Origin of the sequence: Pseudomonas sp. NPDC087697, assembly GCF_044743155.1 — a bacterium.
Lineage (GTDB): Bacteria > Pseudomonadota > Gammaproteobacteria > Pseudomonadales > Pseudomonadaceae > Aquipseudomonas.
In genome coordinates this window covers 163,774-187,922 of sequence record NZ_JBIUVW010000007.1, presented here as the reverse complement: position 1 = coordinate 187,922, position 24,149 = coordinate 163,774, and the positions used below count along the sequence as shown (strand labels likewise).

Sequence of the window (24,149 nt, the reverse complement as noted above, 5' to 3'; positions counted from 1 at the left end):
CAAGGCTGCTGAAAGCTTCCCGCTTTATAGTCAGCAGCCTCAGCGGACGGATAACCGGCCGAGAGACACGCCTGATGAGCGAGCTTTTTTACAACGCTGTGCCGAACGCGACCCGTGTCGCTCCGCCACTGCCTGAACCGCGCCAGTACCCCAGCGAGAAACCGCAGCGGGTCTACCTGTTCGGCACGTGTGTGGTCGATCTGTTTTATCCCGAGGCCGGGATGGACGCGATTCACCTGCTCGAACGCGAAGGTATTCGCGTCGAGTACCCGCAAGGGCAAAGCTGCTGCGGACAACCGGCCTACACCTCGGGTTACACCGAACAGGCCCGGACCGTGGCGCGCTCGCAACTGGCGCTGTTCGCCGGGGATTATCCGGTGGTGGTGCCTTCGGGCTCCTGCGCGGGAATGCTGCGTGAACATTACGCCGACTTGTTCAAGGACGAGCCGGACACGTTGAAACAGGTTCAGGCTCTGGCGGCACGAACCTACGAATTGGCTGAGTTCCTGTTGTTTGTCTGCAAGGTGCAACTCAAAGACAGCGGCGAGCCGGTCAAGGTCGCGTTGCACACTTCGTGCTCGGCACGGCGTGAGATGAACACCCACCTGCATGGCCGCGAGTTGTTGTCGCAGCTGAGCAACGTGAAACGGGTCGATCATGACCACGAAAGTGAATGCTGTGGCTTTGGCGGGACATTCAGCGTCCGAATGCCAGACATTTCCGGTGCGATGGTCGCTGACAAGACCAAAGCCCTGAAGGAGTCCGGCGCACACACGGTACTGAGTGCCGACTGTGGCTGTTTAATGAATATCAACGGCTCGCTGGAAAAACAGAACGAAGCGTTGCGCGGCCAACATCTGGCCAGCTTCCTCTGGCAGCGAACCGGAGGTGCCCGATGAGCACTTCCACGCTGATTCCGACGGTAGCGGTTGAAGAAGATTTTCGCACCCGGGCTCACACGGCTTTGGCCGATACGCAACTGCGAAACAACTTTCGCAGTGCGATGGATTCACTGATGGCAAAGCGGGCAGCGTCCTTCAGCGATGCCTTTGAGCGAGAACATTTACGCGTACTGGGCAATGCGGTCCGTGCCCGCGCGTTATCCAAGCTGCCCGACCTGCTCGAGCAACTGGAACAGAACCTGACCCGCAACGGTGTGACAGTGCACTGGGCGGAAACGGTGGACGAGGCCAATGGCATCGTCTTATCGATCATCCGCGCTCACGAGGCGCGGCAAGTGATCAAGGGCAAATCGATGGTCAGCGAAGAGATGGATATGAACCATGTCCTCGCGGCTCAAGGTGTTGAATGCCTGGAGTCGGACATGGGCGAATTCATTGTCCAGCTCGACCACGAGAAGCCTTCACACATCATTATGCCGGCGATCCACAAGAATGCCGGTCAGGTCGCGTCCTTGTTCCACGACAAACTTGGCGTGGAATACACCAAGGACGTTGACCAACTTATTCAGATCGGTCGCAAGGTCTTGCGGCAGAAGTTCTTCGAAGCGGACATCGGCGTCTCCGGCGTCAACTTCGCCGTGGCCGAAACCGGCACCCTGCTATTGGTGGAAAACGAAGGCAACGGCCGCATGTCGACCACCGTACCGCCGGTACACATCGCCGTCACCGGGATCGAGAAAGTCGTCGAAAACCTGCGCGACGTTGTACCGCTGTTGTCCTTGCTGACGCGCTCGGCCCTCGGCCAGCCGATCACTACCTACGTCAATATGATCTCCGGCCCGCGCAAGGCGCATGAACTCGACGGTCCCCAGGAAGTGCATCTGGTACTGCTGGACAACGGTCGCAGCCAGGCCTTTGCCGACAGTGAACTGCGCCAGACCCTGAACTGCATCCGCTGCGGTGCCTGCATGAACCATTGCCCGGTCTACACGCGCATCGGCGGCCATGCGTATGGCGAGGTTTATCCGGGCCCGATCGGCAAGATTATCACCCCCCACATGGTTGGCCTGGCGAAAGTCCCGGACCACCCGAGCGCCTCGTCGCTGTGCGGCGCCTGCGGTGAAGTCTGCCCGGTAAAAATTCCGATCCCGGCACTGCTGCGACGCCTACGCGAAGAAAATGTCAAAGCCCCTGACAGCCCCCATCAAGTGATGCGCGGCCAGGGCAGCAAGTACTCGCGCAAAGAGCGTTTCATCTGGAACGCCTGGGCGAAACTCAACAGCTCGCCGACGCTGTATCGGCTGTTCGGTTTCGTCGCCACTCGCCTGCGCGCCCTCACGCCAAGCAACATTGGCCCGTGGACGCAAAACCACAGCGCGCCAAAACCCGCCGCCCGCTCACTGCACGACATGGCCCGCGAGCATCTGGCCAAACAGGGAGATCGCTGATGAGCGCCAAGCAAAACATCCTCGCCAAACTGCGTAAAAGTCTGACCGACACCACGCCAGTACCTGACAACTTCGACGAAGCGCTGGTGACCGAGCCTTACACCTACACGTCGGAACAACGCATCCCGCAACTGCGCAAACTGATGGAAGCGGTGCACACCGAAATCCACCTGACCAGCGAGCAAGGCTGGCCGGAGTTGCTCGCGCAATTGCTGCGCGACCGTCAGTTGCCGAGCCTGCTGATCGCACCGACTACGCCCCATGGTCAACGCATCACGCAGCACTGGTCGAACAATCCCGAGCTGCCAACGCTCAAGGCCTACGACCGCCCCGTAGAAGAATGGAAGGCAGAGCTGTTCAACGACACCCCGGCCAGCCTGACCACTACGCTCGGCGCCATCGCCGCCACCGGCAGCCTGATCATCTGGCCCACCCGCGAAGAACCACGGCTGATGAGCCTGGTGCCGCCGGTGCATTTCGCCCTGCTCAAGGCCAGTGAAATTCGCGACAACTTTTATCAAGTGCAGCAAGAATACGAGTGGGCCCAAGGCATGCCGACCAACGCCTTGCTGGTGTCCGGCCCGTCGAAAACTGCCGACATCGAGCAAGTCCTGGCTTACGGCGCCCACGGCCCGAAAGACCTGGTGGTGCTGATCCTGGAGGACCAATGAGTCTACCGGCAGCATTCCTGCGCGATGCGCAGCAGCTGATTCCCCAGGACCGGCGTTTCGACGACCCGCTCTCTACCCTGGCCTTCGGCACCGACGCGAGTTTCTATCGGCTGATCCCGAAACTGGTGATCCGTGTCGAGTCTGAAGACGAAGTGGTTGCCCTGCTTAAACTGGCCCAACGTGATCAGGTTCCCGTGACCTTTCGCGCCGCCGGTACCAGCCTTTCCGGTCAGGCCATCAGCGACTCGGTGCTGATCGTGCTCGGCGATAACTGGAACGGTCGCGAGATCCGCGGTCAGGGCACGCAGATCCGCCTGCAACCGGGGGTGATCGGTGCACAGGCGAACGCCTGGCTGGCACCCTTCGGCCGCAAGATCGGCCCAGACCCGGCATCAATCAATGCCTGCAAAATCGGCGGTATCGTCGCCAACAATGCCAGCGGCATGTGCTGCGGCACCGCGCAAAATACCTACCACACACTGGCCGGAATTCGCCTTGTACTGGCCGATGGCAGTCGCCTCGATACCGAGGACGCCGCCAGTGTCGCGGCATTTCGCAGCAGTCATGCTGAGCTGCTGGATCGTCTGGCGACACTCGGCCGCGAGACCCGCGCCAACGCCGAACTGGCTGCAAAAATTCGCCACAAATACCGTCTGAAAAATACTACCGGCCTGTCACTCAATGCCCTGGTGGATTTCGACGAGCCTGTGGATATCTTGAGCCACTTGCTGGTGGGCTCCGAAGGTACGCTGGGGTTTATCAGCGCGGTGACCTACGACACGGTGATCGACCATCCGAACAAAGCCTCGGCGCTGATCGTTTTCCCGGATGTCGAAACCTGCTGCAACGCCGTGACCGTGCTGAAAAGCCAACCGGTCTCGGCCGTGGAACTGCTCGACCGCCGCAGCCTGCGCTCGGTGCAGGACAAACCCGGGATGCCGGCCTTCGTCCAGCAACTGTCGGCCAACGCCTGCGCCTTGTTGATCGAATCCCGCGCCGCATCAACTGCGTTGTTGCACGAGCAACTGGCGCAGATCATGAATTCACTGGTCGCGTTCCCGGTGGAGAAACAGGTCGACTTTACTGAAGACCCGGCAGAAAACGCCAAGCTGTGGGCGATCCGCAAAGACACCTTCCCCGCCGTCGGCGCGGTGCGCAAAACCGGCACTACGGTGATCATCGAAGACGTGACCTTCCCGGTGGAGCAATTGGCGGCAGGTGTAAACCGTTTGATCGAGCTGTTCGACAAACACCACTACGACGAAGCGATCCTTTTCGGTCACGCACTGGAAGGCAATCTGCATTTCGTCTTCACCCAAGGCTTCAACAGCGCGGAAGAAGTCGCACGGTACCAGGCGTTCATGGACGACGTGGCGCAACTGGTCGCCGTCGAATTCGGTGGCTCGCTGAAAGCCGAACACGGCACCGGGCGCAACATGGCGCCCTTCGTCGAACTGGAATGGGGCAGCGATGCCTATCAGTTGATGTGGCAGCTCAAGCGCCTGCTCGACCCCAACGGCATCCTCAACCCGGACGTGGTGCTCAGCGAGGATCCGCAAATCCACCTCAAGCACCTGAAGCCGCTGCCGGCCGCCGACGAGGTTGTGGATAAGTGCATCGAATGTGGCTTCTGCGAACCGGTCTGCCCATCGAAAGGCCTGACCTTGAGCCCGCGCCAGCGCATCGTGATCTGGCGTGACATTCAGGCAAAAAAACGCGCTGGTATCGACACCTCGGCACTGGAAGAGGCTTATCAATATCAAGGCCTCGACACTTGCGCCGCCACTGGACTGTGCGCACAACGCTGCCCGGTCGGAATCAACACCGGCGAGCTGGTGAAAAAACTGCGCAGCCGCACGGCAACCCTGACGAAAACCGCCAACTGGCTCGAAGGAAATTTCGCCACCGCACTGCAAGGTGCACGCTTCACACTGCACGTGGCCAACGGCGCACGGATGCTGCTGGGCGCACCCCGACTGACGAAGATTTCAGCCGCGCTGAGCAAACTGTCCAAAGGGCAAATCCCGCAGTGGACCAATGCCATGCCACAGCCTGAGCGAGCGATTCGCTTCAGCCCGACGGTGACCGATGAGCGCCCGCGAGTGGTCTATCTGGCGGCTTGCGTGTCGCGGGTCATGGGCCCGGCGGCCGGCGACAAGGAACAGATGTCGCTCTACGACAAGACCCGTGGCCTGCTGGAAAAGGCCGGCTACCAAGTGATCTCGCCGAGCAATCAGGACAACCTCTGCTGCGGTCAGCCGTTCGCCTCCAAAGGCTACACGGAACAGGCCGAACACAAACGCCAGGAGCTGATTGGCGCACTGCTGCACGCCAGTCGTGGCGGGCTCGACCCGATCTATTGCGACACCAGCCCTTGCACCTTGCGCCTGGTGCAAGACCTTGGCGATGTGCGCCTGGACCTGTACGACCCGGTGCGCTTCATTCGCACGCATTTGATCGACCGACTGGACTTCACGCCCCTGGAAGAACCGATTGCAGTGCACGTTACCTGCAGTACTCAACACTTGGGCGAGAGCCAGGCGTTGATCGATCTGGCGCGACGCTGCAGTAAAAACGTGGTGATTCCGGAAGGCATTCACTGCTGCGGGTTTGCCGGCGACAAGGGGTTTACCACGCCCGAGCTGAACGCTCACTCACTGCGCACGTTGAAAGACGCCGTGCAGCATTGCAGCGAAGGCATCTCCACCAGCCGCACCTGTGAAATCGGCCTGAGCCAGCATGGCGGGATCGATTACCACGGGTTGGTTTACCTGGTGGACCGGGTGACCCAGGCCAGGATGGTCTGAAATCGACGCCATCCAGCAAGGGGCACTCTGCCCCTTTGCTGTATTCTCCCTCCGACGAAAAACGTCTCTGTTTTTCACTCCATCCAAGAACCCTTGTGCGCCGCTACAGTCTATCTATTAAGCCCAAGCCCATTGGTTCCCGACGTTGTTCAAGGAGAGACCCCATGAAGCGATCCGCCCTGGTCGGACTGCTTATCTGCGCAACACTGACAACCTCCCACGCCTTTGCCTCAAACGAGAGCGATCTGTGCGCGAGGAACCTTCAAACACTCACTAGCGAACTGGCCAATGCGACCAAACTGGATGCCGCCACACAAAGCGACGCCATGAGCAAACTCCAGCAAGCCAAATCTGCCTATTCCGCGAAGAACGACAGGGAATGCGTAGCCCTGACCCAGCAGGCGCTGCAGTCTGTTCAAAGCCATAAGAACAGCCAGTAACCGGCCCTGACGCGCAAGCTGGACAGAAGGTCGACTCGCCACACGCATTGGCGTACACTACACACGCCTGCTGCTCAAATTGATTCACAGAGCAGTGAGCTCGGGGCCGTTTAGGATTCGACGCCGGTTGCGAAACTTTAGGTGCATGCCGAGTTGGTAACAGAACTCGTAAATCCACTGTTGCAACTTCCTATAGTTGCCAATGACGAAACCTACGGGGAATACGCTCTCGCTGCGTAAGCAGCCTTAGCCCTTCCCTCCTGGTACCTTCGGGTCCAGCAATCATCAGGGGATGTCTGTAAACCCAAAGTGATTGTCATATAGAACAGAATCGCCGTGCAGTACGTTGTGGACGAAGCGGCTAAAACTTACACAACTCGCCCAAAGCACCCTGCCCGTCGGGTCGCTGAGGGTTAACTTAATAGACACGGCTACGCATGTAGTACCGACAGCGGAGTACTGGCGGACGGGGGTTCAAATCCCCCCGGCTCCACCAAATAAGCTATACAAATCAGGCACTTAGCGTTTATCGCAAGTGCCTTTTTTGTGCCTAAATGGGTGGTTTTGGCTCAGTTATGCCAGCTTAATGACAGCATCGCGAAAGGGAGGCGATAGGAAAGATGGGCTCAGAAGTCGCACGTATCAGAGAGAGATCTAAAAGCAGGAAGCTGATCGAGGATTTGTACGAAGACTCTCAGCGGGTCTATGTCGTCCACTATTCCTGCGAATCCTTTTACGAAAACTCCACCGGTGGATCGACCAGGGTCACGTCCATCGCCATCCGTAATCTGAAAACAGCTCAGACGCGCTCTTGGTCCATACACAAGGCGGCCGAACTTCAAGGCTGCCTGACCCAAATCCCAGAAAATTTTCCCGCACTAGAACTGCTGATGCTTGATGGATATTTTGAATTTCTCCGTCTGAACAGTGGATCCTATTTCACACATTGGAATATGCGTGACGAAAATTACGGATTTTTTGCTCTAGAACATCGCCACAGGACATTGGGTGGAACGCCGTTCGAGCTACTGGATGACAAGAAAGTAGACTTGGCCAGAGTCCTGGTCTCTGTATATGGCCGTCAGTACGCCCCTCATGAAGCGAAAATCTCTGAGATAAACGGAATCAGCGATAAGGATGCATTGACAGGAGCCCAAGAAGCCGAAGCATTTGAGGCCGGCGAGTACCTCAAGCTTCATCAGTCCACTCTGCGAAAGCTCGATATGTTCTGCAACATATTCGAAAGAATGCATGAGAAGACGCTGAAAACCAATGCAAGCTGGATAGATGCAAACGGCATTCACCCAAACTATTTGATAGAGAAAATCAAAAGCCACTGGGTCATCTCAGCCTTCATTCTGCTGGCAACGCTGGGAGGCGCCTTGGCTAATTGGTGGAAGACTGTGGTCACATTTTGGGGAGCCGCTTAAAGTCGGACGCTGTCGCGGCGCCGATAACTCGATGTGCCTGCGCCGCTTCAAGCCGGGCTCACGGTTCCTTGAAATACTGAGCTGACGAGCTCGTGCCGAGAAAAATGATGTAGCAGTATAGACTTCAATCGTGCGTAGGCCTTGTGGCTATAGGCTTTCAGGGATTAGCTGTCTAAAACTCTACTGTCATTTCCCTGCATTTCCCCCTAGTAAAACCGGGATGAATTGAGCTAGCTTTAGACAGCCTTCAGACAGCCTTCAGACAGCCTTCAGACAGCAGAAAGGATGTCAAAAAAATGGAAATTGACGCGGGTCTGTACAAGCAAATCAGAGAGACCATCGAAAACTTCCCCTCTTACCCAGACTTGGACGCTTTGATTGTAAATGGCAACCTACGGAAGGTTCGGGGTGGTTACAATGTGCTTACCGACGCAGGGATGGAGGCAATCAAGAAGTATATTACTTCTGTCACTTCCCCCAGTAATGGCAAGCCCGCAATTTTACAGCTTTCACGCAAGCGGAAGTCATAAACGGAGCTTCACTACACGGAGTTACACATGCGCCTAACAGTCGAATTAGTAAAGGCAGCTGACGACCTTCCCCCGCGAGATCCAGCCCTTCAAGCAGAATTCAACAACTTTAGTTCAACGTTAAGCGCTGCCAACATCAAATATAGCCAACGCGCTATCGCTTTCGATGGTGGTGGTGCTCTAGGTTATCCCCTCGGCCAATTCATTCTTGATTTCACCTCCGCGATTGAACCAATCCTGACGGCAGCCGCTGCAGGGTGGTTCTATAGTCGCAAGGGGCGCAAAGTTCGCATGAAGTTGGATAACGGCGTTGAGCTAGAAACAAGCTCCCCGGAGGAAATGCGTAAACTCGTCGAAATGTATGAAGCAGTACGCGAAGGTCTACCATTACAGAGTGACAAAGACTCAACCAACCCGGACTCAAGATGGTAGAAGTAACCTCTTTATTTAATGATCTTGCGGACATAGGCCTGGCACGACACCAGCGCAATCAATCAATCAATCAATCAATCAATCAATCAATCAATCATTGATCGCCGGCGTCGGTGATGCCGACAATTCGATTTGCCTGCGCCGCCTCAAATCGGACGCGCACGGGCAACGCGGAAGAGATATTCCCGCTTTGTCTTACCGGGAAAATTTCCAGCATCTCTGAAACCGTCGGTACAGCAACTGAACCAATCAGGAGAAATGGAATGCCGATCATTAAGGTAACTGCACCACTCGTGAATGGGGATTTATGGGATCCGCTTGACAAAGATGCATCATGCCAGGACGTAGTTGAACTGGTGTGTGGGGACGACCTGCGTCCACCTCCCACAAGTGTGGTAATTAAGGTCACTACAGAGTCAGGAAAGCTGGTTGAGTTAACAATCCCAAATTCAGGTGGCAGCAAAGCAAGAGTTCGGATTGACGGCAAATCAGTTTGAGTGAAATGACGCTGGCCCGATTACAAAGGACCTCTCACAAGCAGGCATAGTACCAAGACGCTGCATGAGTGATGAGTGCGAGGTCGCCCTCGTTGGAGCGGCCGTTCGGTACCGGCGTCCTTACCAGACGCGGCATACCTACGCATCGATGATGCTTTCAGCGGATGAGCATCCTATGTGGGTGGCTAAACAGATGGGGCATATCGATTGGACGATGATCGCAAAGGTGTATGGTCGATGGATGCCTTCGGCTGATTTAGAGTCAGGACGAAAAGCTGAGACCCTTTGGGCGCAGCCAATTAGCAAGAAACAAGAGTTGGCTCGTTAATCCTTTTAGCTACAGCACTTATTAGAACAAATCGACACCCTCGGTATCCTGAAGCTCAAAAGCTCTATTAATTGCCTTGAAGAGAGAAAAAAATCTCTCACTAGAGTCATATGTATTGTCGTCATCATAGCGCTCAAGAACATACTTCATGAATGCTTTTTTTGATCCATCACGTATTTTAAATGACACCAACTTTTCATCAGCATCAATAATCGGAGGAGAACCCTCAAACCATACTGGCTCATGCTCATACGCATCAACTATCCATTCACCTGGGAATAACCCTTCGATAGGATGCCCCCCGGGAATGAGGACATACTCCCGATTCCCATTGAAGTTAAAATTCTTATTTGAGCAATAGCTAGCGAGCCCTCTAACAGCATCTACACCTGCCTTATCGCCATCAAAAAGAGAGACCACACAAATTTCATCATGCAACAACCCAAAATTCGACTTAAGGAACCCGACTAGATCTGTCACACCTGTAAAGTCCTTTATAAGAAGCTCATTGGAGTTCAGGTAAGGATATTGATTTTTCTGGGAAGGCTGCATAGCACTCCAAACATATTCAATATATGCCTTATCTGTCTCCCCCTCTACAAACAAGGTAAACTTCGAAAGAGCAAAGTAATCAGAAAACTTTACACCCAGCGACCTTCGAATTGATTCTGTTGCCTCGCGATGCGTGGAAAAAGATCTAACAGTCGTATTGTTCACCCTACCTAAGCGTGTTACCCCTTGAACCACACCTATATTGATTGGCACAAAGTTTATGGCATGCGTCGTTTTCACTAGAGTAGAGATGGTCGCAAGTCCGTCCAGTATTTTAGACGCTTGAAAGGCTAACGCTGATATGACAACTTCGGCGCTACGGCCCTTTAAATCAAAGGGTTAGACGCGGGTTCAAATCCCCTCGGCACCAAACGAAGCATCAACGAAGCCCGCCTTGTGCGGGCTTTGTTGCATCTGGGGTTTGAGCAAAAGACTTCTCATCTCCCGCAATCAGACCTCAACATCGCCATCTCCCCCCATCTCTATTCCCCAGCCTGTGTAATCCGCACCGGCCCACGCCCCTTCATCAACCCGACTGCAAGTGCCGATAGAATCAACGCAACCGAGATCCCTTCATTGAAATCAACCCTATGCCCAAGCATCAGCATCGAACCTGCGACGCCAAATATCGGTATCAGCAAAGACAGCGGCGCTACCCTGGAAACCGGATACTCTCGCAGCAATAGATTCCAGCCCCAATAACAGAAGTGCGTCGCCGCGTAGACCTGAAACAACAGCGAGAACACCGACACCCACTCAAGGTGCGTTACCAAGGAGGTAAACGGGGCGGAGCCGTGCGCCAGCCAGGTGAGCACCAGCAAGGGAATCGGCGGGAACAGGCTGGCCCACACCACAAAGGCAAACATTTCCCGGACCTTTGACTGCTTGATGATGACGTTACCGACACTCCAGCTAAATGCACTCACCAGCAACAAGCCATAACCCACTGTCGTCGCATGACCGGGACTGCTGAAGATAATGCTGATCAAGCCCAGTGCTGCGAGCCCCACGCCAAGAGTCTGTCCAAGGCTCAGCTGCTCGCGAAACAGCAACACTCCCCAACCCAAGGTAAAAAACGCACTGAACTGGATCAACAGGGCAGCGGTCCCTGGTGGCACACCCAGCTCGATGCCCAGGTTGATCAACGCCCACATAGCGACCCCGAAAATCAATCCATAGGCGGCCAGCCACCCCATGGCGATCGGCGGATGTCTGACAAAAAACACCCACGGCAACGCAGCCAGCGTAAAGCGAAGAGCTGTCAGCAACAGCGGATCAATAGCGGCCAGACCCAGTTTGGTGATGGGAAAGTTCAGGCCCCAGACAGCCGTCACTAACACGGCCAGGGTCAGGTGTTTTTTCTGCATGAGGTTCTAGTTCCAGAAAGCAGGGTCGGCGGCTGTATGCCCCAACCACGGCGCAACTATGCGCAATAGGGGCAATGGCTCGCTTGCACTATCAGGTCATAGATCATTAAATTCGGGCCATGCGCGAAACTGAAATAGATCCCTACGAAAACACACCCCGCGATGCAGTGGTCACGGCCAATAACTATCTGGATGGCCAGCGCTTTGCGCTGCATACCCATCGACGTGGGCAGTTCGCCTATGCCGCCAGTGGTGTCATCACGGTATTCACTCGCCAGGGTAACTGGGTCGTGCCCCCACAAAGGGCTATCTGGGTACCGGCGGGAGTGCCCCATGAAATGAGCATGAGCGGACCGGTGACCATGCTCAATACCTACATCCGTAGCCGCGCCGCCGCTCGGCTCAGCCTGCCAGCGTACTGCCAGGTCTTCGGCGTGTCGGCACTGCTTCGGCAGCTGCTGATCCGGGCCATGGACGTTCCGGCGCTGTATGCCAAGGAGCATCTGGACGGGCATCTGATGACCTTACTGCTCCACGAAATAGCCGACATGTCGTCCCTATCGCTCAATGCACCTATTCCGAGCGAGCCAAGGCTGGCGCACGCCTGTCGCAACCTGCTGGAGCAACCGTCGCTGGAAACCGGAATTGATGATATGACCCGGCAGGTCGGGATGAGCCGCCGCACATTTACCCGGCTGTTTCGCCAACAAACCGGTATCAGCTTTGTCGAATGGCGTCAGCAGGCATGCCTGTTGGCGGCCTTGGTGCGCTTGGGCAACGGGGAGGCGATAACGCGGGTGGCGACTGATCTGGGTTATAGCAGCCCGAGTGCCTTCACCAGTGTTTTCCGTCGAGTACTGGGCGAAGTACCCAGTCGGTATTTTCCAAAAAAAATGCTTTGAGCTTCCCCCGGTAGTCTCAAAATCCCCACAGACCTATCAATAAACATTACCATTTGCGACGTAATAGTCGAAAACGATGGGAAGTCGAATGCGCAGGTTTGCTGTATTTCTTTTGGCATCCATGCTGACAGCGTGTGGGACGGGACTGCCCGTCGAGAATACGAAAGCAGTGGAGAACGTAGCGTCCGCGATTGGGCACACCCCACTGGAAATGGATGGTTATACCGCTAACAAACTGGATGCCCTGCTCAAAGAACGCTCAGCGACCACCCCTGATGACATCGGGCAGATGAACAATCTGATCTCACGAGAGTTTTTGGGGCTGCCCTATGTCGCGAACAGGTTGCAGGGTTCTGCTACCACGCCGGAAGAATTGGTAGTCGACTTCAGGGGCCTGGACTGTTTCACCTATCTGGATTACGTCGAAGCGCTGAGAAAGTCCACCAATGAAGCCGACTTCGTGAAGAGCCTCATTCAGACACGTTATGTGAACGGCAATCTCGATTTCCTGCATCGCCGGCACTTCTTCACAGACTGGTCGCAGGCCGAGCAAAAACTGGCCGACGACGTCACCGCTCAAATCAGCCCTCATGCGGTAACCGTGGTTAAGCGCCTCAACCGAAAAGCAGATGGCAGCGCCTACTTGCCTGGCGTGCCCATGATCGAACGCAGTATTACCTACATCCCTAGCGCGTTTGTTAACGACCGCGTGATCAGCCGCTTGCAGACTGGCGATTACGTTGGCATTTACACCCAAGTCGCAGGCCTGGACGTCACCCATACAGGATTCTTTATCAACAAAGACGAAGGGCCCGTGCTGCGTAATGCCTCTTCGAAGAAAAAGAACAGGGAAGTCGTAGACTCTCCATTCAAGGACTACATAGCGAAGACGCCTGGGATTGTGGTGTTGCGGGCCCGGCAAACTGTGCCTGAGGTGCAATGAATTCCGGGGCGCCTCTCTTGTGCGAGCCCTTTGCATCCTCAGGCATCAACGAAGCCCGTCTTGTGCGGGCTTTGTTGCATCTGGGGGTTTGTGTATCACTCACCTGTTCAAGGAGCGGGCGCCAACCCCAGATCGGCTCGCCCAACGCCCCGCACTTCGGCAGGACTCGCGCAGGCGACAAAATCCTCCTTGCGCAATAGCACCAGCGCGATCAGCGACACCACTCCCGTGCCGATGTAAAAGTACCAGGGCGACGTAATGTCTCCGGTCACCTTGATCAGCCAGGTAGAAATCAGTGGTGCGCTACCGCCGAATACCGCCACCGGGATGTTGTACGCCACAGCGATGCCGGTGGAGCGGATTCGGGTGGGCAACAACTCGCTCATCAATGCGTAAGTCGACGAGGCATACAGGCCAAACAGAATCGCCACCGTCATCAACGGGTAGATAAACGAAGCCGGTGTCGCCGTGGGTGCTGATTTGAAGAGCCAGTACATCGCCAGGGTTGCCAGGGTTCCGACCACCAACAAAAACGGCTTACGCCCATATTTATCCGTGAATGCGCCGCCGAACGGCATGACGATTGCGGCCGAGAGGCTGGCAATGAAGACGTAGAGCAAGGTCGTGCCACTGTCGAACTTGAGAATGCTCGACATGTAGGTCGAGACAAAGGTCAGCACCAGATAAAAGATCGAGCTGTGCAGGGTGATGATAAAGAACACCAGAGCAATCGCCCGTTTCCATTGCCAGACTTCTCGCAGAGGAGCTTTCGAGGTCTCCCCCGCGCGCTGCAACGCCAGGAACTCGGGGCTGTCTTCGAGCTTCAGGCGGATGTACATCGAGATCAGGCCTAGAGGCGCCGCAATCAGAAACGGAATGCGCCAGCCCCAGGCTTGCATCAGGTCAGCGCCCATTATCCAGGTCATGCCGTTGGCTACCGCCCCGCCCAGCAACAGGCCGAGCACCGCGGTCACCATCAACCAGCAGGTGGCAAACCCGCGTCGCCCAGGCCCGGCGTACTCGGAGATGAAACTGGTGATGGTGCCGATCTCGCCGCCGGCCGAGAAGCCCTGCACACAGCGGATCAACACCAGAATGATCGGCGCTGCGATACCTATCGTGGCATAGGTCGGCAACAGCCCCAGCAGAAAGGTAGAGCCGGCCATCATCACCAGCACTGTGATCAGGGTCTTGCGGCGGCCGATCTTGTCCGCCAGCGGACCGAAGAACAGCCCGCCCAGTGGCCGGATGAAAAAGCTCAAGGCAAAGGCTGCAAAACTGGCGAGCAGGCTGGTAGTCGGGTCGTCGGAGACGAAGAACGCTTTGCCGATATAGACGGCGAGAAAACCATAAACACCGTAGTCGTACCACTCGATAAGGTGGCCGGACGTTGCACCGATAAACGCCCGACGCCGTTGCCGGGCCGGGTTCTTCTGTTGAATGCCCACGTGAGGGACTCCTGTCTGATATCTATCCATGGAAAACACAACTCAAGGAACTGCAGTGCCGTTCGCCGCCTCCTTCAACCACAGGCGCAGATCGGTCTTGAGGATCTTGCCGTAACTGTTCTTGGGTAGCTCTGTACGAAACACATACTTCTTCGGCTTTTTGAACGACGCCATGCGTTCGACAAACCAGGCATTGAGCAAAGGCTCGTCGAGCCCCCCTGCAGAGCGGGGAACGACGAACGCTACCACCGATTCCCCCCACTGCACATCCGGTTCGCCAACCACGCAGACTTCAAATACTTCCGGGTGTTGCGCCAGCACTTCCTCTACTTCCCGAGGGTACACGTTGCAACCGCCGGAAATGATCACATCCTTGGAACGATCGGTCAGCGTCAGATAACCTGCGTGATCAAGGAAGCCGATGTCGCCGGTCAACAGCCAGCCATCCACCAAGGTCTGGCGAGTCGCGGCGTCGTTGCGCCAGTAGCCCTGCATGACGGTGGGACTACGCACGGCGATTTCCCCCGGCTGACCGGGAGGCAGCGGCCGGTGTTCAGGGTCCAGAATCCTGATGTCCACGCACGATTGCGCACGCCCTACGGAAGCTGCCAGCGAGGCCCAGTCGGGACGGTTTCGATCCGCGATCAGCTCACGCGACAAGGCGCTGATCGTCATCGGGCTCTCCCCCTGACCATAGATCTGCACCAACCGCGCGCCAAAGGTCTCGACCGCGTCTTGCAGATCCGCCAGGTACATTGGCGCACCACCGTAGACGATGGTTTTGATCCCTTCGCCGCCATAGCCTTGGCGACGGGCCTGCTCAACCATGCTCTTGACCATGGTCGGTGCGGCGAACAACGTGACATTGCGCAGTCCGCTCGCCAACCCGAACAGCTCGTCGGCCTGGAAGCCACGGGATTCGGGGATGATGTGGCGAGCACCACAACGCACATGGATAAAGTTGTACAGTCCGGCGCCGTGAGACATCGGGGCCGCGTACACCACCGCGTCATCCGGGCTGACCGGATCAACATCCAGCGGATAACACAACGACATGGCCGTCAGGTTGCCATGGGACAGCATCACCCCTTTGGATCGTCCGGTGGTGCCGGAGGTGTAGAACAGCCAGGCGAGGTCATCGGAGTCACGAGAGCAGGGATTTTTCAGCGTCGTCGAATCGACCGAATCGTATGGCCGCCAATCCCCTTCATCCCGTTCTCGACACCCCTGCGGCAACGCCTCAGGCAAGAACACCTTGCCGCCATCGGTGAAAATCAGACGGGCTTGCGCATCGTCGACGATCCAGCCGGCTTCAACCGGATGCAGCTTGCAGTTGATCGGTACCGCCACCGCGCCAACCCACCAGACGGCATAGAGCAGTTCGAGGTATTCGCAACAGTTCTTCATGAACAGCGCGACACGGTCGCCGGGCGCAATGCCGTGCTCGTCAATGAGCTGCGCGGCACGGCTCCGGACACGGGCGACAAACGTGCCGTAGTCGGCGACTTGCCGCTGCCCCTCAAACAACGCTGGACGTTCTGGCCAGCGACGGCCGGCGTCGTTCAACCAGTTGGCGATGTTCATGGTCAAGCCCTGCGCGCTTGCAGTACCGAGGCATAGTTGGCGACCGCCATGCCGCCCATGTTGAACAACAGACCGAACTCGGGATTCGGCACGGCCAGACCGATCGGGTCGCCTGTCAGTTGCCGAAAGGCCAGGGCGTGCATCGACACCCCCGTGGCGCCCACCGGATGCCCCTTGGCCTTGAGCCCGCCAGACAGGTTCACCGGCAGACGCCCACCCGCCCGCACGATACCGTCATCCAATGCCCGATGCCCCTCGCCTTTGGGCGCCAGGCCCATGGCTTCGTAGATCAGCAGTTCGGCGATGGTGAAGCAGTCATGGACCTCGGCAAAGCTCAGATCGGCCAGGGTGATATTGGCCCCGCGCAGGGCCGAATGGATCGCACGCTGCGGGCCTTCAAACGCGAGGATGTCGCGCTGGGCAATCGGCAGGAAATCGTTGACCTGAGTCACCGAGCGAATCAGTACGTCGCGACGAAACTGTCTGGCACGCTTGGACGAAGCCAGCACAATGGCGGCAGCCCCATCGCTGATCAGCGAACAATCGGTCAGGCGCAGCGACTCCGCCACATACGGATTACTCGTGGACACATTGTTGCAATGTTCGAAATCCATGACCCGATGCATCTGCGCCAGTGGGTTGGCCATGGCGTTGGAGTGGTTCTTGGTGGCGATCGCGGCCATCGACGCCATCGGGCACTGATAGCGGTCACGGTACTGTTGCGCGGCCAGGCCGAACAACTGCGGAAAGCTGAGCCCGGCCTCTTCGACGTCGTTCTGATAACCGGCACCGGCCAAGGCCTTGGTGACGTCGGCCGTGGAGTTGGAGGTCATCTTCTCGGCGCCCACAATCAACACCAGTTCAGCAGAGCCTGAGAGGATCGCGTTGATGCCCGCGTGAATCGCCGCCGAACCCGAGGCGCAGGCGTTTTCGCAGCGGGCCGCAGGTTTGAAGCGCAAGCCTGGGTCGGCTTGCAGCATCAATGAGGCGGGAAAACCATCCGCAACCATCCCCGAATTGAAATGCCCAAGGAACATGGCGTCGATTTCTGAGGCGTCGATGGCGGCATCCGCCAGGGCTTCTCGGGTGACCTGAACGATAAGGTCTTCCAGCGTGGAACCGTCCAGACGGCCAAAACGGGAGTGAGCGGCAGCGACGATGGATACGGAATCATGGGGCATGGTGATTTTCTTCTGTGCTTGGATCAGGCATTCCTTACAATGACCTACCGCCCGGAGCACTCGCTAGTTAGTGCAACTACGTACATGGATAAGTAACTGTGCTGGCCCATGGTGTCGTCAGTACCGGATTTAAATCGAGGCAGGATGCCCAATGACCGTCTTCGCACAACAACTGAAAGACCTTGAGCGTCTGGCATTCAAGGTGTCACCCGCACCGCAGCTCATCACCGGCAACCGTGTGATGCTCGACTGCAACGAGGCATTCCTGGAGTTGTTCGGCTACGAGCGCGAGGAGCTTCTGGGTCATCTGACCCTGCTGATCTATCCCTCCCAGGCGGACTACAAAACCATCGGCAATCGTAGCCAGAACTGGTTGCGTAACAGCCAGAGCGGCTCCTACTCCGATGAGCGCTTCATGCAACACAAAAGCGGCGAGGTGTTCTGGGCCAGGTCCCACGGCTATACCCTGACCCTGGACGACCCGTTCAAACTGATGGTCTGGCACTTCGAACGCATGGACCGAGCGCACCACGCCACCGTGAACCTCACACCCCGCGAACGCGAAATCTCGATGCACATCGTCAACGGCCTGACCTGCAAGGAAGTGGCCAAAAAACTGGCGATTTCCCACAGGACCGTGGAAGTCCATCGCGCCCGTCTGATGAAAAAGCTGCAGGCCAAGAACAGCGCGGAATTGGTCTCGAAGATTATTTTTGTGAGTTGACGGGCAAGGCGTTTCAGAGTCAGACGCGATCAAGAGCTGCACGCGATGCCGACCTACAGAATCTGCCGAATTTTCTCCAGCGCCAGCTCGGCCTGGTGCACAGACACACGACGCCCCACCGAGGCGCGGACAAAATGTGTAGCCCCCAGGTCTTTGAGCAGTAACGGCGTATGCGCCGCCGTACCGGCCCAGAGATTAAGCCCCAGCTCCCTGGCCCGTGCGACAAACTCTTGGGGCGGCATGCCATCTGGCACGAACGAGACAATGCCCGATTGTGCATAGCCGTCACAGAGCAGACGCAATTGCGGCAACCGTTTCAGCTCGCCGGTTAACAGCGCGTATGGCTCGGTAGCCATCGCAGCACCTTCCTGCGCGTATTCGTCCAGCGCGTTGTGCAAACCGACGAGGGCTGAAAAGCTTTTTTCGGCGATTTCCAGTACCCGCGCACCCGACACTGCGACATGGTTGATCAGGCCATCGGTGTGCGCGGCGTGCAAGTCGGCAAAGTTCAGCGCCAGCCGGCTCAGGAGCCGCGGCGACACATAAGCGATGCCACTGCCGCGGGGGCCGCAGAGAAACTTTCTGCCGGCGCCGGTCAGCAAGTCGCACTGGATATCCTGAACATCCAGCGTCAGTTGCCCCAACGATTGGCAGGCATCGACCACGTACAACGCAGGAGATTGACGCAGGATCGCACCCAGCGCCTCGATCGGGTTGACCACGCCGCAGCACGACGGGATGTGCGACACGCTGACGAGAAACAGATCGTCGCTGATGTTGCGTTCAACCCAGTCCAGATCCAGAGGGCTCTGGTCGGTCGCCGGGATGACTTCGACCCGAATCCCGCGGCTTTGCTTGAGATAGTTGAAGAAGATCAGGTTCGCCGCGTATTCCGAGGTCGACACCCAGACCCGCGCGCCTTTGGGGAACTGCAGTTTGCTCAGAATGCTGACCCAGGCCTCGGTTGCACTGCTGAAAAACCCGATGGTGCCTGGCTCAGTGTTCAGCAGACGCGCTGCACGCCGATAAAGCTGACGATTGAGCAACTCGTCATACTCGAGTTCGGTTTCGTAACTGCCCAGCGTTGCTTCACGGCTCATGAACGCGCTGATCGCTTCAACGGTGCGCGGGGACATCAGCCCCGCACCAGCCGTATTCAAATGCACAATGCTCATCTTAAGCCTCCTTGTTCCACAGCGTTGTCGAGCCTTTCATCAATGCAACCGCAAGGGCGAACACCAACAGCACTGCGCCTGCCATCAGCCAGGGCGACAACAGCGACGGTTGGGCGACCAGCATGAACGCCAGCGAGGGCGTGATCATCACGCCGATATTCACACCGGCGGAGTAATAACCCAGGTTACGGTCCACGGTGTGCTGACTGGAAATACTGCTGACGTAATGGGTAATGCTTGGAAACACGATCATTTCCCCCAGACTCCAGAGCACGGTCGCCAACAGCAGGATCGCGCCGATATGGCTGAAGCCCATCAGGAAGAAACCGACCCCGGCAATCAGAAACCCCGCCACCAGCGAATAGCTGCTCGACAGGTGCGACATTCGCTGATTGATCGGTACCTCGAACAGAATCACCAGCAACGCATTAATGAAGAAAATGATGCCGACGAAGTACGCCGGCAGATCGGTGTAATTGATGATGTAAGCCGACAGAAAAGTCGGCGGTAATGCATAAGCGATATGCACCGGCAACGCGGCCAGCAGGATCACCAGCAGCCGTGACCGCTCGAACGGGACCTTGTCCGGCAAGCCGTTGCCCGCAGACCTGGCTTCGGCTGCCTGCGCGCCCTCCGCTACCACCTGAGGCGCCTGCCCGCCGAAGCGCAGACACGCGACGAAGGACAACAATGACAGTACCGCATTGATGTAAAACACCGCATTGGCCGAGCTGAGGAAGATCAGGCTGCCCAGTAACGGACCGATCGCCATACCGATATTGATCGCCAGACGGTTACAGGAAAACGCCACCTTGCGGGTTTCGGGGTTGCTGTGCCTGACCGTTTCGGAGAACGTTGCCGGAGTGAAGGCTTCGTAGCAGCCCCCCCACAGCAACGACAACACAAACAGCGCCGGGGTGCTGTCAAGTGCGGGGATAATCAGCAGCAACAGCGCATTCATCAGCAATGAGCCGAGGATCACCGCATTGGCTGAAAAGCGCTTGATCACCGAGCCGATGATCAGGTCGACAAACAAGGCTCCCACGCCATAGGCACCTACCAGCAAGCCGGCGGTGCTGGCCGAAACCGCATGTTGATGGATCAGGTACGCGGCGTAGAAAGGGAACGCCATGGTCCCCATCCGAAACACCAGCGTAATCAGAAACAGGGACTGCAAACGTTGGTTGAGCCCCCTTAACGCCCGATAGGTACTCATCATCTGATGACGTACACGTTGTCTTTGTGCTGGCGGATCTGCTCGTAATCCTGATCGATACTCTGTTGATTGTCCGAATACAAAAAGACTCGCAACGGGCTGCTGAGCAAATCCACGGTCTTTTTCATGACCTTGCCGACCTTGAATTTGACGCTGAGCTTGTGGACCGACGAAAGCGTTTCGATGTGCTTGATGGCTTGGGCGTTGAACCCGGTCACTTCACCTTGCAAGGTCGTGTCGGTATTGATGACGCACGCTTCCTTGAGTTTCCTGTAACGCTTGCCGGCGTAAGCGGATTTGAAGCTGTCGCCGTCGCAGTAGGCAAGGTACGTCAGGTACGCCTGGTTGCCACCGAGACTGATGTCATGGAAACGCGGCTCCATGTTGCCGTTGAGCCGCGCACCGACTTCCACCAGTGCCGGCCCCGCTTCAGTCAGGATGACTTCAGAATGCGCCGGGCCATTGTCGATACCCAGGGCCTTGAGGGCCTGGAGGATGTAGTCGACAAGTACGTTGGCTTCTGCGCTGTCCGGGGCAATCAATACGTCGCGGTCATAGATGTTCTTGCCGCCGCTGACTTCACGCTTCACATAGCGCCAGATCCCGCAGACGTAGGTTTCACCGTCGCGACTGACAGTGTCGACGATGTACTCAGGGCCCTTGAGGTAGGACTGGCAGAGAATTTCGCTGTTGGACAGACCGAAGATATCAAGGTTGGACAGCACTTCCTGGCAGGCCCGCTTGACGTCTTCGAGGTTGTGGCAGATCGACACGCCGTCGGTAGACGCCGAACTCAGCGGTTTGACCACGCACGGGAAAACCTGGTTGGCCTCGACCCAGGCCAGGAGCTCGGCCGGATCGGCGGATTTGATTTGCCGGGCGGTCAACAGACCGGCCTCTGCCACCTTGTTGATCATCTCGAACTTGTCGCGTCGCGCTCGCGAGCCGGCGCTGCCATTGGAGGCAGGCAACTGCAGCTGTTCGCTCAGGTAGTCGGCGAACGGCACACCCGGCTCTTGGCCAGCGATCACCGCGACAACATCGAACTCACGCAACCGGCGCACTATCTGCTCGGCGTTATCGTTGAAGATCAGATTGTGCTCGAACTCGTCGAGATTGGGCCCGAGCATGCTTGGCATCAGTTGCGGGGTGCTTTGCACGTGCAGCAAGCCGATACCGGCGTCCTTGAAATACTGCGGCAGAAAATTGCCACTCGAATAGACATCGACCAACGCTACATATTTTTTCATGAGATTGCCCAGTCAGTATTTTGAGGCGGATGCCGATTGCCGTTTTGCAGCGGTGTCATCGAGCGCCAGGAAAATATTTTCCGGAAACTCGGCAATGCGGTGCAGCAGGTGTAGATACCAATTGGTGCCGTAGACCGCCGACACCCGTGTCTTGATCAGACCTTGGTCCTTGACCCCCTTGATCAGCTCGGGCCGCACGCCATGAAGCATCTCCAGCTCACCGCCCGTGGCGATCTCGCTGTTGATGATCTCGCTCACCAGAAGCGGATCCTGGGTAGCAAAGGCATAACGAATGTTGGCACCGCTGATGCGATCCAGCAGCCCGAGGTAACGCTCGTTCAATACCACGCCGCGCGGCAGCGAAATCTGCGCAGGTTCGGCATAAACGCCTTTGACCAGACGCACCTTGCAACCCGTCTTGAGCACGGCGTCCAGATCGTCGGGGGTCCGGTTCAGTTGTGCCTGCAAGGTGATGCCAAGGTTCGGGTAGTGGCCGCTCAGTTCAAGGAAGATATCGAGGATCGAATCGGTCCACTGCGACCGCTCCATGCTGATGATCACCCCGACGTCCTTGTCGGCTGCATGTTTGAGGATCCTGGAACAGTTCTCGATGGCCAGGTCGCGGGAGATGATCATCCCGACATTGGACAGATCGAATCCGAGCTGCGGCGGTTCAAACAGCGTCGAGTGCTGGGCCATCAGGTCGATCAGCGTCAAATATTCGTCCGTGGCACTCGAGACTTCCTCGACCGTGGTGGCCTCCTCGCCGACGTACTCGACACCGGTCCGGTAGCCCTTGCCCTGCAGGGCTGCGAGCTTGTCGAGCATCTCGCCACGGTCTTCGGAAATGATGTAGCGCAGTGCTGCCGGGCGCAGAAAGTCACGCAAGGTATCAGAGGCCAGGAACAGATCCCGGTACTCCTTGTTGGCTGCCAGTTTTTTCAGCGCCAAGGTGGCCATGAGGCTCAGATTGGTGTCAGTCATTGCCTTATACCCCGCTGGCCTGGTTGAGCATCCGACGAGCGAAGCTGGAGACATCGTCGTGATTGTTGATCTTGTGCGCGCGATATTTGGCGGCATAGCTGAGCATCGTTTCCTTGGTACAGCCCCTGCGATCACGAGTAAAAATACCGGCCCAGAGATTGTCCCAACGGGCGTATTCGGGATGGGTCATCAGCAGCGAGTGAGCTTTTCTCATGTTCCAGTGGGGGATCGCCGGGTGCAGGTGGTGGACCAGGTGATAGTTGTCGTCATGACGCCCGAAGAAAAAATTCTCCAGCGCGGACCCTTTGCGGTTGCGCGTCAGCAGCAACTTTTCCTTTTCGCTGGCAGGCAACGGGTAGTGCTCGGCCAGCTCGACAATCCAGCCAACCGCTACTGCCGTCGTGAACAAGGGCACCAGCCAGAACAGCAGTAATTCCGTGACCAGGCCAAAGTAAGCGGTGCCGGCAAAGATGGCCAACCAATAGGTCCAGAGCATGATGCGCTCGTTGCGAATCTGGTTGCCCTGCCCTTGCGCCTTCACCCGGTCTTTGACGATGTACTTGATGTATTGCAGCGTTCTATAACCCGAGAGGGCCAACAGTACGTTTTTCAGAAAAAACTCACGCTCGGTTTGCGTGACGTCATAAAGACCGCACTTGAGATGAAAGTTATAGTCTGGATCTTTCTCGGGATCACCCAGATGCACATGATGGTTCTTGATGTGCGAAATACTGTAAGACTGGTGCAGGTGAAGGATCAGGTATCCGGACATGAACGTGCCGGAGAACCAGTTAATGAAGCGGTTTTTGGCGAGCATTTTGTGCGCGGACTCATGCAGCACGTTCGCCAGGGCCCGTTGCGTCGTACCGATGAGAAACAATGAAACCGGATAGAACCAGTAACTGATACCCAGCGACAGGTACACGGCAAACGCAATGATTGCGTAGTCCTTGCCCAGCGCAATGGCCCAGTGATAGTTATCTTTTTTACAAAGGTGTTTGAGCATCCCGAAGGTTTCTCGGGAGATTCCGGCTGCATATTCGCCAGCGGGGTTTTTATTGTTATCGACCAGCATAATCACTCCATAATTAAGCGGCATGCAACAACGCTTAGTCCTCCCGAAAAAGAGAATCAGCTTTAATACACGCTCAACTTAAACAACTGGCGCTATTGACTCCCCCTCGTAACTTGAGAACTTTTTAACGTTGCAGCTAACGATTTATTTCATCTGAACTAAACTTTACAGCTGCGAAAAAACTAAAGCATTACCTGACGCCTAACAAGCTGCCCTTTTAGACAGGTACTGCCGAAACGCCCTAAAACAGTGCTTTTCAGTCG

21 protein-coding genes, 1 other RNA gene and 1 pseudogene are annotated in these 24,149 nt (G+C 56.7%); 12 read left to right on the top strand and 11 right to left on the bottom strand.

Annotation, left to right across the window (positions count from 1 at the left end):
* The first annotated feature begins 74 nt into the window (after nt 1–74).
* The 8 genes from ACIPIN_RS08175 to ACIPIN_RS08140 all read left to right on the top strand — a co-directional run bounded on the left by ACIPIN_RS08175 (nt 75) and on the right by ACIPIN_RS08140 (nt 8,660).
* Nucleotides 75–899, top strand: a complete 825-nt coding sequence (locus tag ACIPIN_RS08175) for a (Fe-S)-binding protein (RefSeq protein WP_401117334.1) — start codon at nt 75–77, stop codon at nt 897–899.
* On the top strand, nt 896–2,350 hold the full coding sequence (locus tag ACIPIN_RS08170) for a LutB/LldF family L-lactate oxidation iron-sulfur protein (RefSeq protein WP_401117332.1): 1,455 nt from the start codon (nt 896–898) through the stop codon (nt 2,348–2,350). Before ACIPIN_RS08175 ends, ACIPIN_RS08170 begins: the two co-directional genes overlap by 4 nt.
* Nucleotides 2,350–3,021 carry a lactate utilization protein C gene (locus ACIPIN_RS08165; RefSeq protein WP_401117330.1) on the top strand — a complete coding sequence of 224 codons (672 nt, stop codon included), beginning with the start codon at nt 2,350–2,352 and terminating at the stop codon, nt 3,019–3,021. Before ACIPIN_RS08170 ends, ACIPIN_RS08165 begins: the two co-directional genes overlap by 1 nt.
* Entirely contained in the window at nt 3,018–5,828 is a 2,811-nt protein-coding gene (locus tag ACIPIN_RS08160; RefSeq protein ID WP_401117328.1) for an FAD-binding and (Fe-S)-binding domain-containing protein, read from the top strand. The genes ACIPIN_RS08165 and ACIPIN_RS08160 overlap by 4 nt, the downstream gene beginning before the upstream one ends.
* 164 nt (nt 5,829–5,992) lie before the next feature.
* The gene (locus ACIPIN_RS08155; RefSeq protein WP_401117326.1) at nt 5,993–6,268 is read left to right on the top strand and encodes a hypothetical protein; all 276 of its coding nucleotides are present in this window, start codon (nt 5,993–5,995) and stop codon (nt 6,266–6,268) included.
* A 102-nt stretch (nt 6,269–6,370) separates the two neighbouring features.
* Nucleotides 6,371–6,764: a transfer-messenger RNA gene (ssrA, locus tag ACIPIN_RS08150) on the top strand.
* Nucleotides 6,765–6,888: 124 nt separating this feature from the next.
* Nucleotides 6,889–7,698: a hypothetical protein gene (locus ACIPIN_RS08145; protein WP_401117324.1), complete on the top strand. Its 810-nt coding sequence runs from the start codon at nt 6,889–6,891 to the stop codon at nt 7,696–7,698.
* Nucleotides 7,699–8,255: 557 nt separating this feature from the next.
* Nucleotides 8,256–8,660 (top strand): hypothetical protein, encoded by a 405-nt coding sequence (locus tag ACIPIN_RS08140; protein ID WP_401117322.1) that lies wholly within the window; start codon nt 8,256–8,258, stop codon nt 8,658–8,660.
* A 94-nt stretch (nt 8,661–8,754) separates the two neighbouring features.
* On the opposite strand, the gene ACIPIN_RS08135 is transcribed toward ACIPIN_RS08140, so the two are convergent.
* Complete coding sequence (locus ACIPIN_RS08135) at nt 8,755–8,934, bottom strand: hypothetical protein (RefSeq protein ID WP_401117320.1); 180 nt, start codon at nt 8,932–8,934, stop codon at nt 8,755–8,757.
* 308 nt (nt 8,935–9,242) lie between these two features.
* On the opposite strand from ACIPIN_RS08135, the pseudogene ACIPIN_RS08130 reads away from it, so the two are divergent.
* Nucleotides 9,243–9,485 (top strand): annotated as a pseudogene (locus ACIPIN_RS08130) (site-specific integrase); the annotation flags it as partial.
* A 21-nt stretch (nt 9,486–9,506) separates the two neighbouring features.
* Here the strand turns inward: ACIPIN_RS08130 and ACIPIN_RS08125 are convergent.
* Both ACIPIN_RS08125 and ACIPIN_RS08120 read right to left on the bottom strand, forming a co-directional pair.
* Complete coding sequence (locus ACIPIN_RS08125) at nt 9,507–10,250, bottom strand: hypothetical protein (RefSeq protein ID WP_401117319.1); 744 nt, start codon at nt 10,248–10,250, stop codon at nt 9,507–9,509.
* A 269-nt stretch (nt 10,251–10,519) separates the two neighbouring features.
* A complete protein-coding gene (locus tag ACIPIN_RS08120) occupies nt 10,520–11,404 on the bottom strand; it encodes an EamA family transporter (protein WP_401117317.1) in 885 nt (294 codons plus the stop codon).
* A 119-nt stretch (nt 11,405–11,523) separates the two neighbouring features.
* Between ACIPIN_RS08120 and ACIPIN_RS08115 the strand changes: the two genes are divergently transcribed.
* Both ACIPIN_RS08115 and ACIPIN_RS08110 read left to right on the top strand, forming a co-directional pair.
* On the top strand, nt 11,524–12,306 hold the full coding sequence (locus ACIPIN_RS08115) for an AraC family transcriptional regulator (RefSeq protein ID WP_401117315.1): 783 nt from the start codon (nt 11,524–11,526) through the stop codon (nt 12,304–12,306).
* 88 nt (nt 12,307–12,394) lie between these two features.
* A complete protein-coding gene (locus ACIPIN_RS08110) occupies nt 12,395–13,249 on the top strand; it encodes a DUF1460 domain-containing protein (RefSeq protein ID WP_401117313.1) in 855 nt (284 codons plus the stop codon).
* A gap of 107 nt (nt 13,250–13,356) precedes the next feature.
* Here the strand turns inward: ACIPIN_RS08110 and ACIPIN_RS08105 are convergent, their stop codons facing one another.
* The 3 genes from ACIPIN_RS08105 to ACIPIN_RS08095 are packed head-to-tail and all read right to left on the bottom strand — an operon-like array spanning nt 13,357 to nt 17,462.
* Nucleotides 13,357–14,727, bottom strand: a complete 1,371-nt coding sequence (locus tag ACIPIN_RS08105) for an MFS transporter (RefSeq protein ID WP_401117312.1) — start codon at nt 14,725–14,727, stop codon at nt 13,357–13,359.
* A gap of 12 nt (nt 14,728–14,739) precedes the next feature.
* The gene (locus tag ACIPIN_RS08100; protein WP_401117310.1) at nt 14,740–16,281 is read right to left on the bottom strand and encodes a class I adenylate-forming enzyme family protein; all 1,542 of its coding nucleotides are present in this window, start codon (nt 16,279–16,281) and stop codon (nt 14,740–14,742) included.
* A gap of 2 nt (nt 16,282–16,283) precedes the next feature.
* A complete protein-coding gene (locus ACIPIN_RS08095) occupies nt 16,284–17,462 on the bottom strand; it encodes an acetyl-CoA acetyltransferase (protein WP_401117308.1) in 1,179 nt (392 codons plus the stop codon).
* A 151-nt stretch (nt 17,463–17,613) separates the two neighbouring features.
* Between ACIPIN_RS08095 and ACIPIN_RS08090 the strand changes: the two genes are divergently transcribed.
* The gene (locus tag ACIPIN_RS08090; RefSeq protein ID WP_401117307.1) at nt 17,614–18,186 is read left to right on the top strand and encodes a LuxR C-terminal-related transcriptional regulator; all 573 of its coding nucleotides are present in this window, start codon (nt 17,614–17,616) and stop codon (nt 18,184–18,186) included.
* A 53-nt stretch (nt 18,187–18,239) separates the two neighbouring features.
* On the opposite strand, the gene ACIPIN_RS08085 is transcribed toward ACIPIN_RS08090, so the two are convergent.
* The 5 genes from ACIPIN_RS08085 to ACIPIN_RS08065 are packed head-to-tail and all read right to left on the bottom strand — an operon-like array spanning nt 18,240 to nt 23,886.
* Nucleotides 18,240–19,361 carry an aminotransferase class V-fold PLP-dependent enzyme gene (locus ACIPIN_RS08085; RefSeq protein WP_401117305.1) on the bottom strand — a complete coding sequence of 374 codons (1,122 nt, stop codon included), beginning with the start codon at nt 19,359–19,361 and terminating at the stop codon, nt 18,240–18,242.
* Between the two features lies 1 nt (nt 19,362).
* Nucleotides 19,363–20,577, bottom strand: a complete 1,215-nt coding sequence (locus tag ACIPIN_RS08080; protein ID WP_401117354.1) for an MFS transporter — start codon at nt 20,575–20,577, stop codon at nt 19,363–19,365.
* Nucleotides 20,577–21,827, bottom strand: coding sequence for an ATP-grasp domain-containing protein (locus ACIPIN_RS08075; protein ID WP_401117303.1), 1,251 nt, complete (start codon nt 21,825–21,827; stop codon nt 20,577–20,579). Before ACIPIN_RS08075 ends, ACIPIN_RS08080 begins: the two co-directional genes overlap by 1 nt.
* 12 nt (nt 21,828–21,839) lie before the next feature.
* Nucleotides 21,840–22,811, bottom strand: coding sequence for a proline dehydrogenase family protein (locus ACIPIN_RS08070; protein ID WP_401117302.1), 972 nt, complete (start codon nt 22,809–22,811; stop codon nt 21,840–21,842).
* Nucleotides 22,812–22,815: 4 nt separating this feature from the next.
* Nucleotides 22,816–23,886, bottom strand: a complete 1,071-nt coding sequence (locus tag ACIPIN_RS08065; RefSeq protein ID WP_401117301.1) for a fatty acid desaturase — start codon at nt 23,884–23,886, stop codon at nt 22,816–22,818.
* Nucleotides 23,887–24,149: the final 263 nt, after the last annotated feature.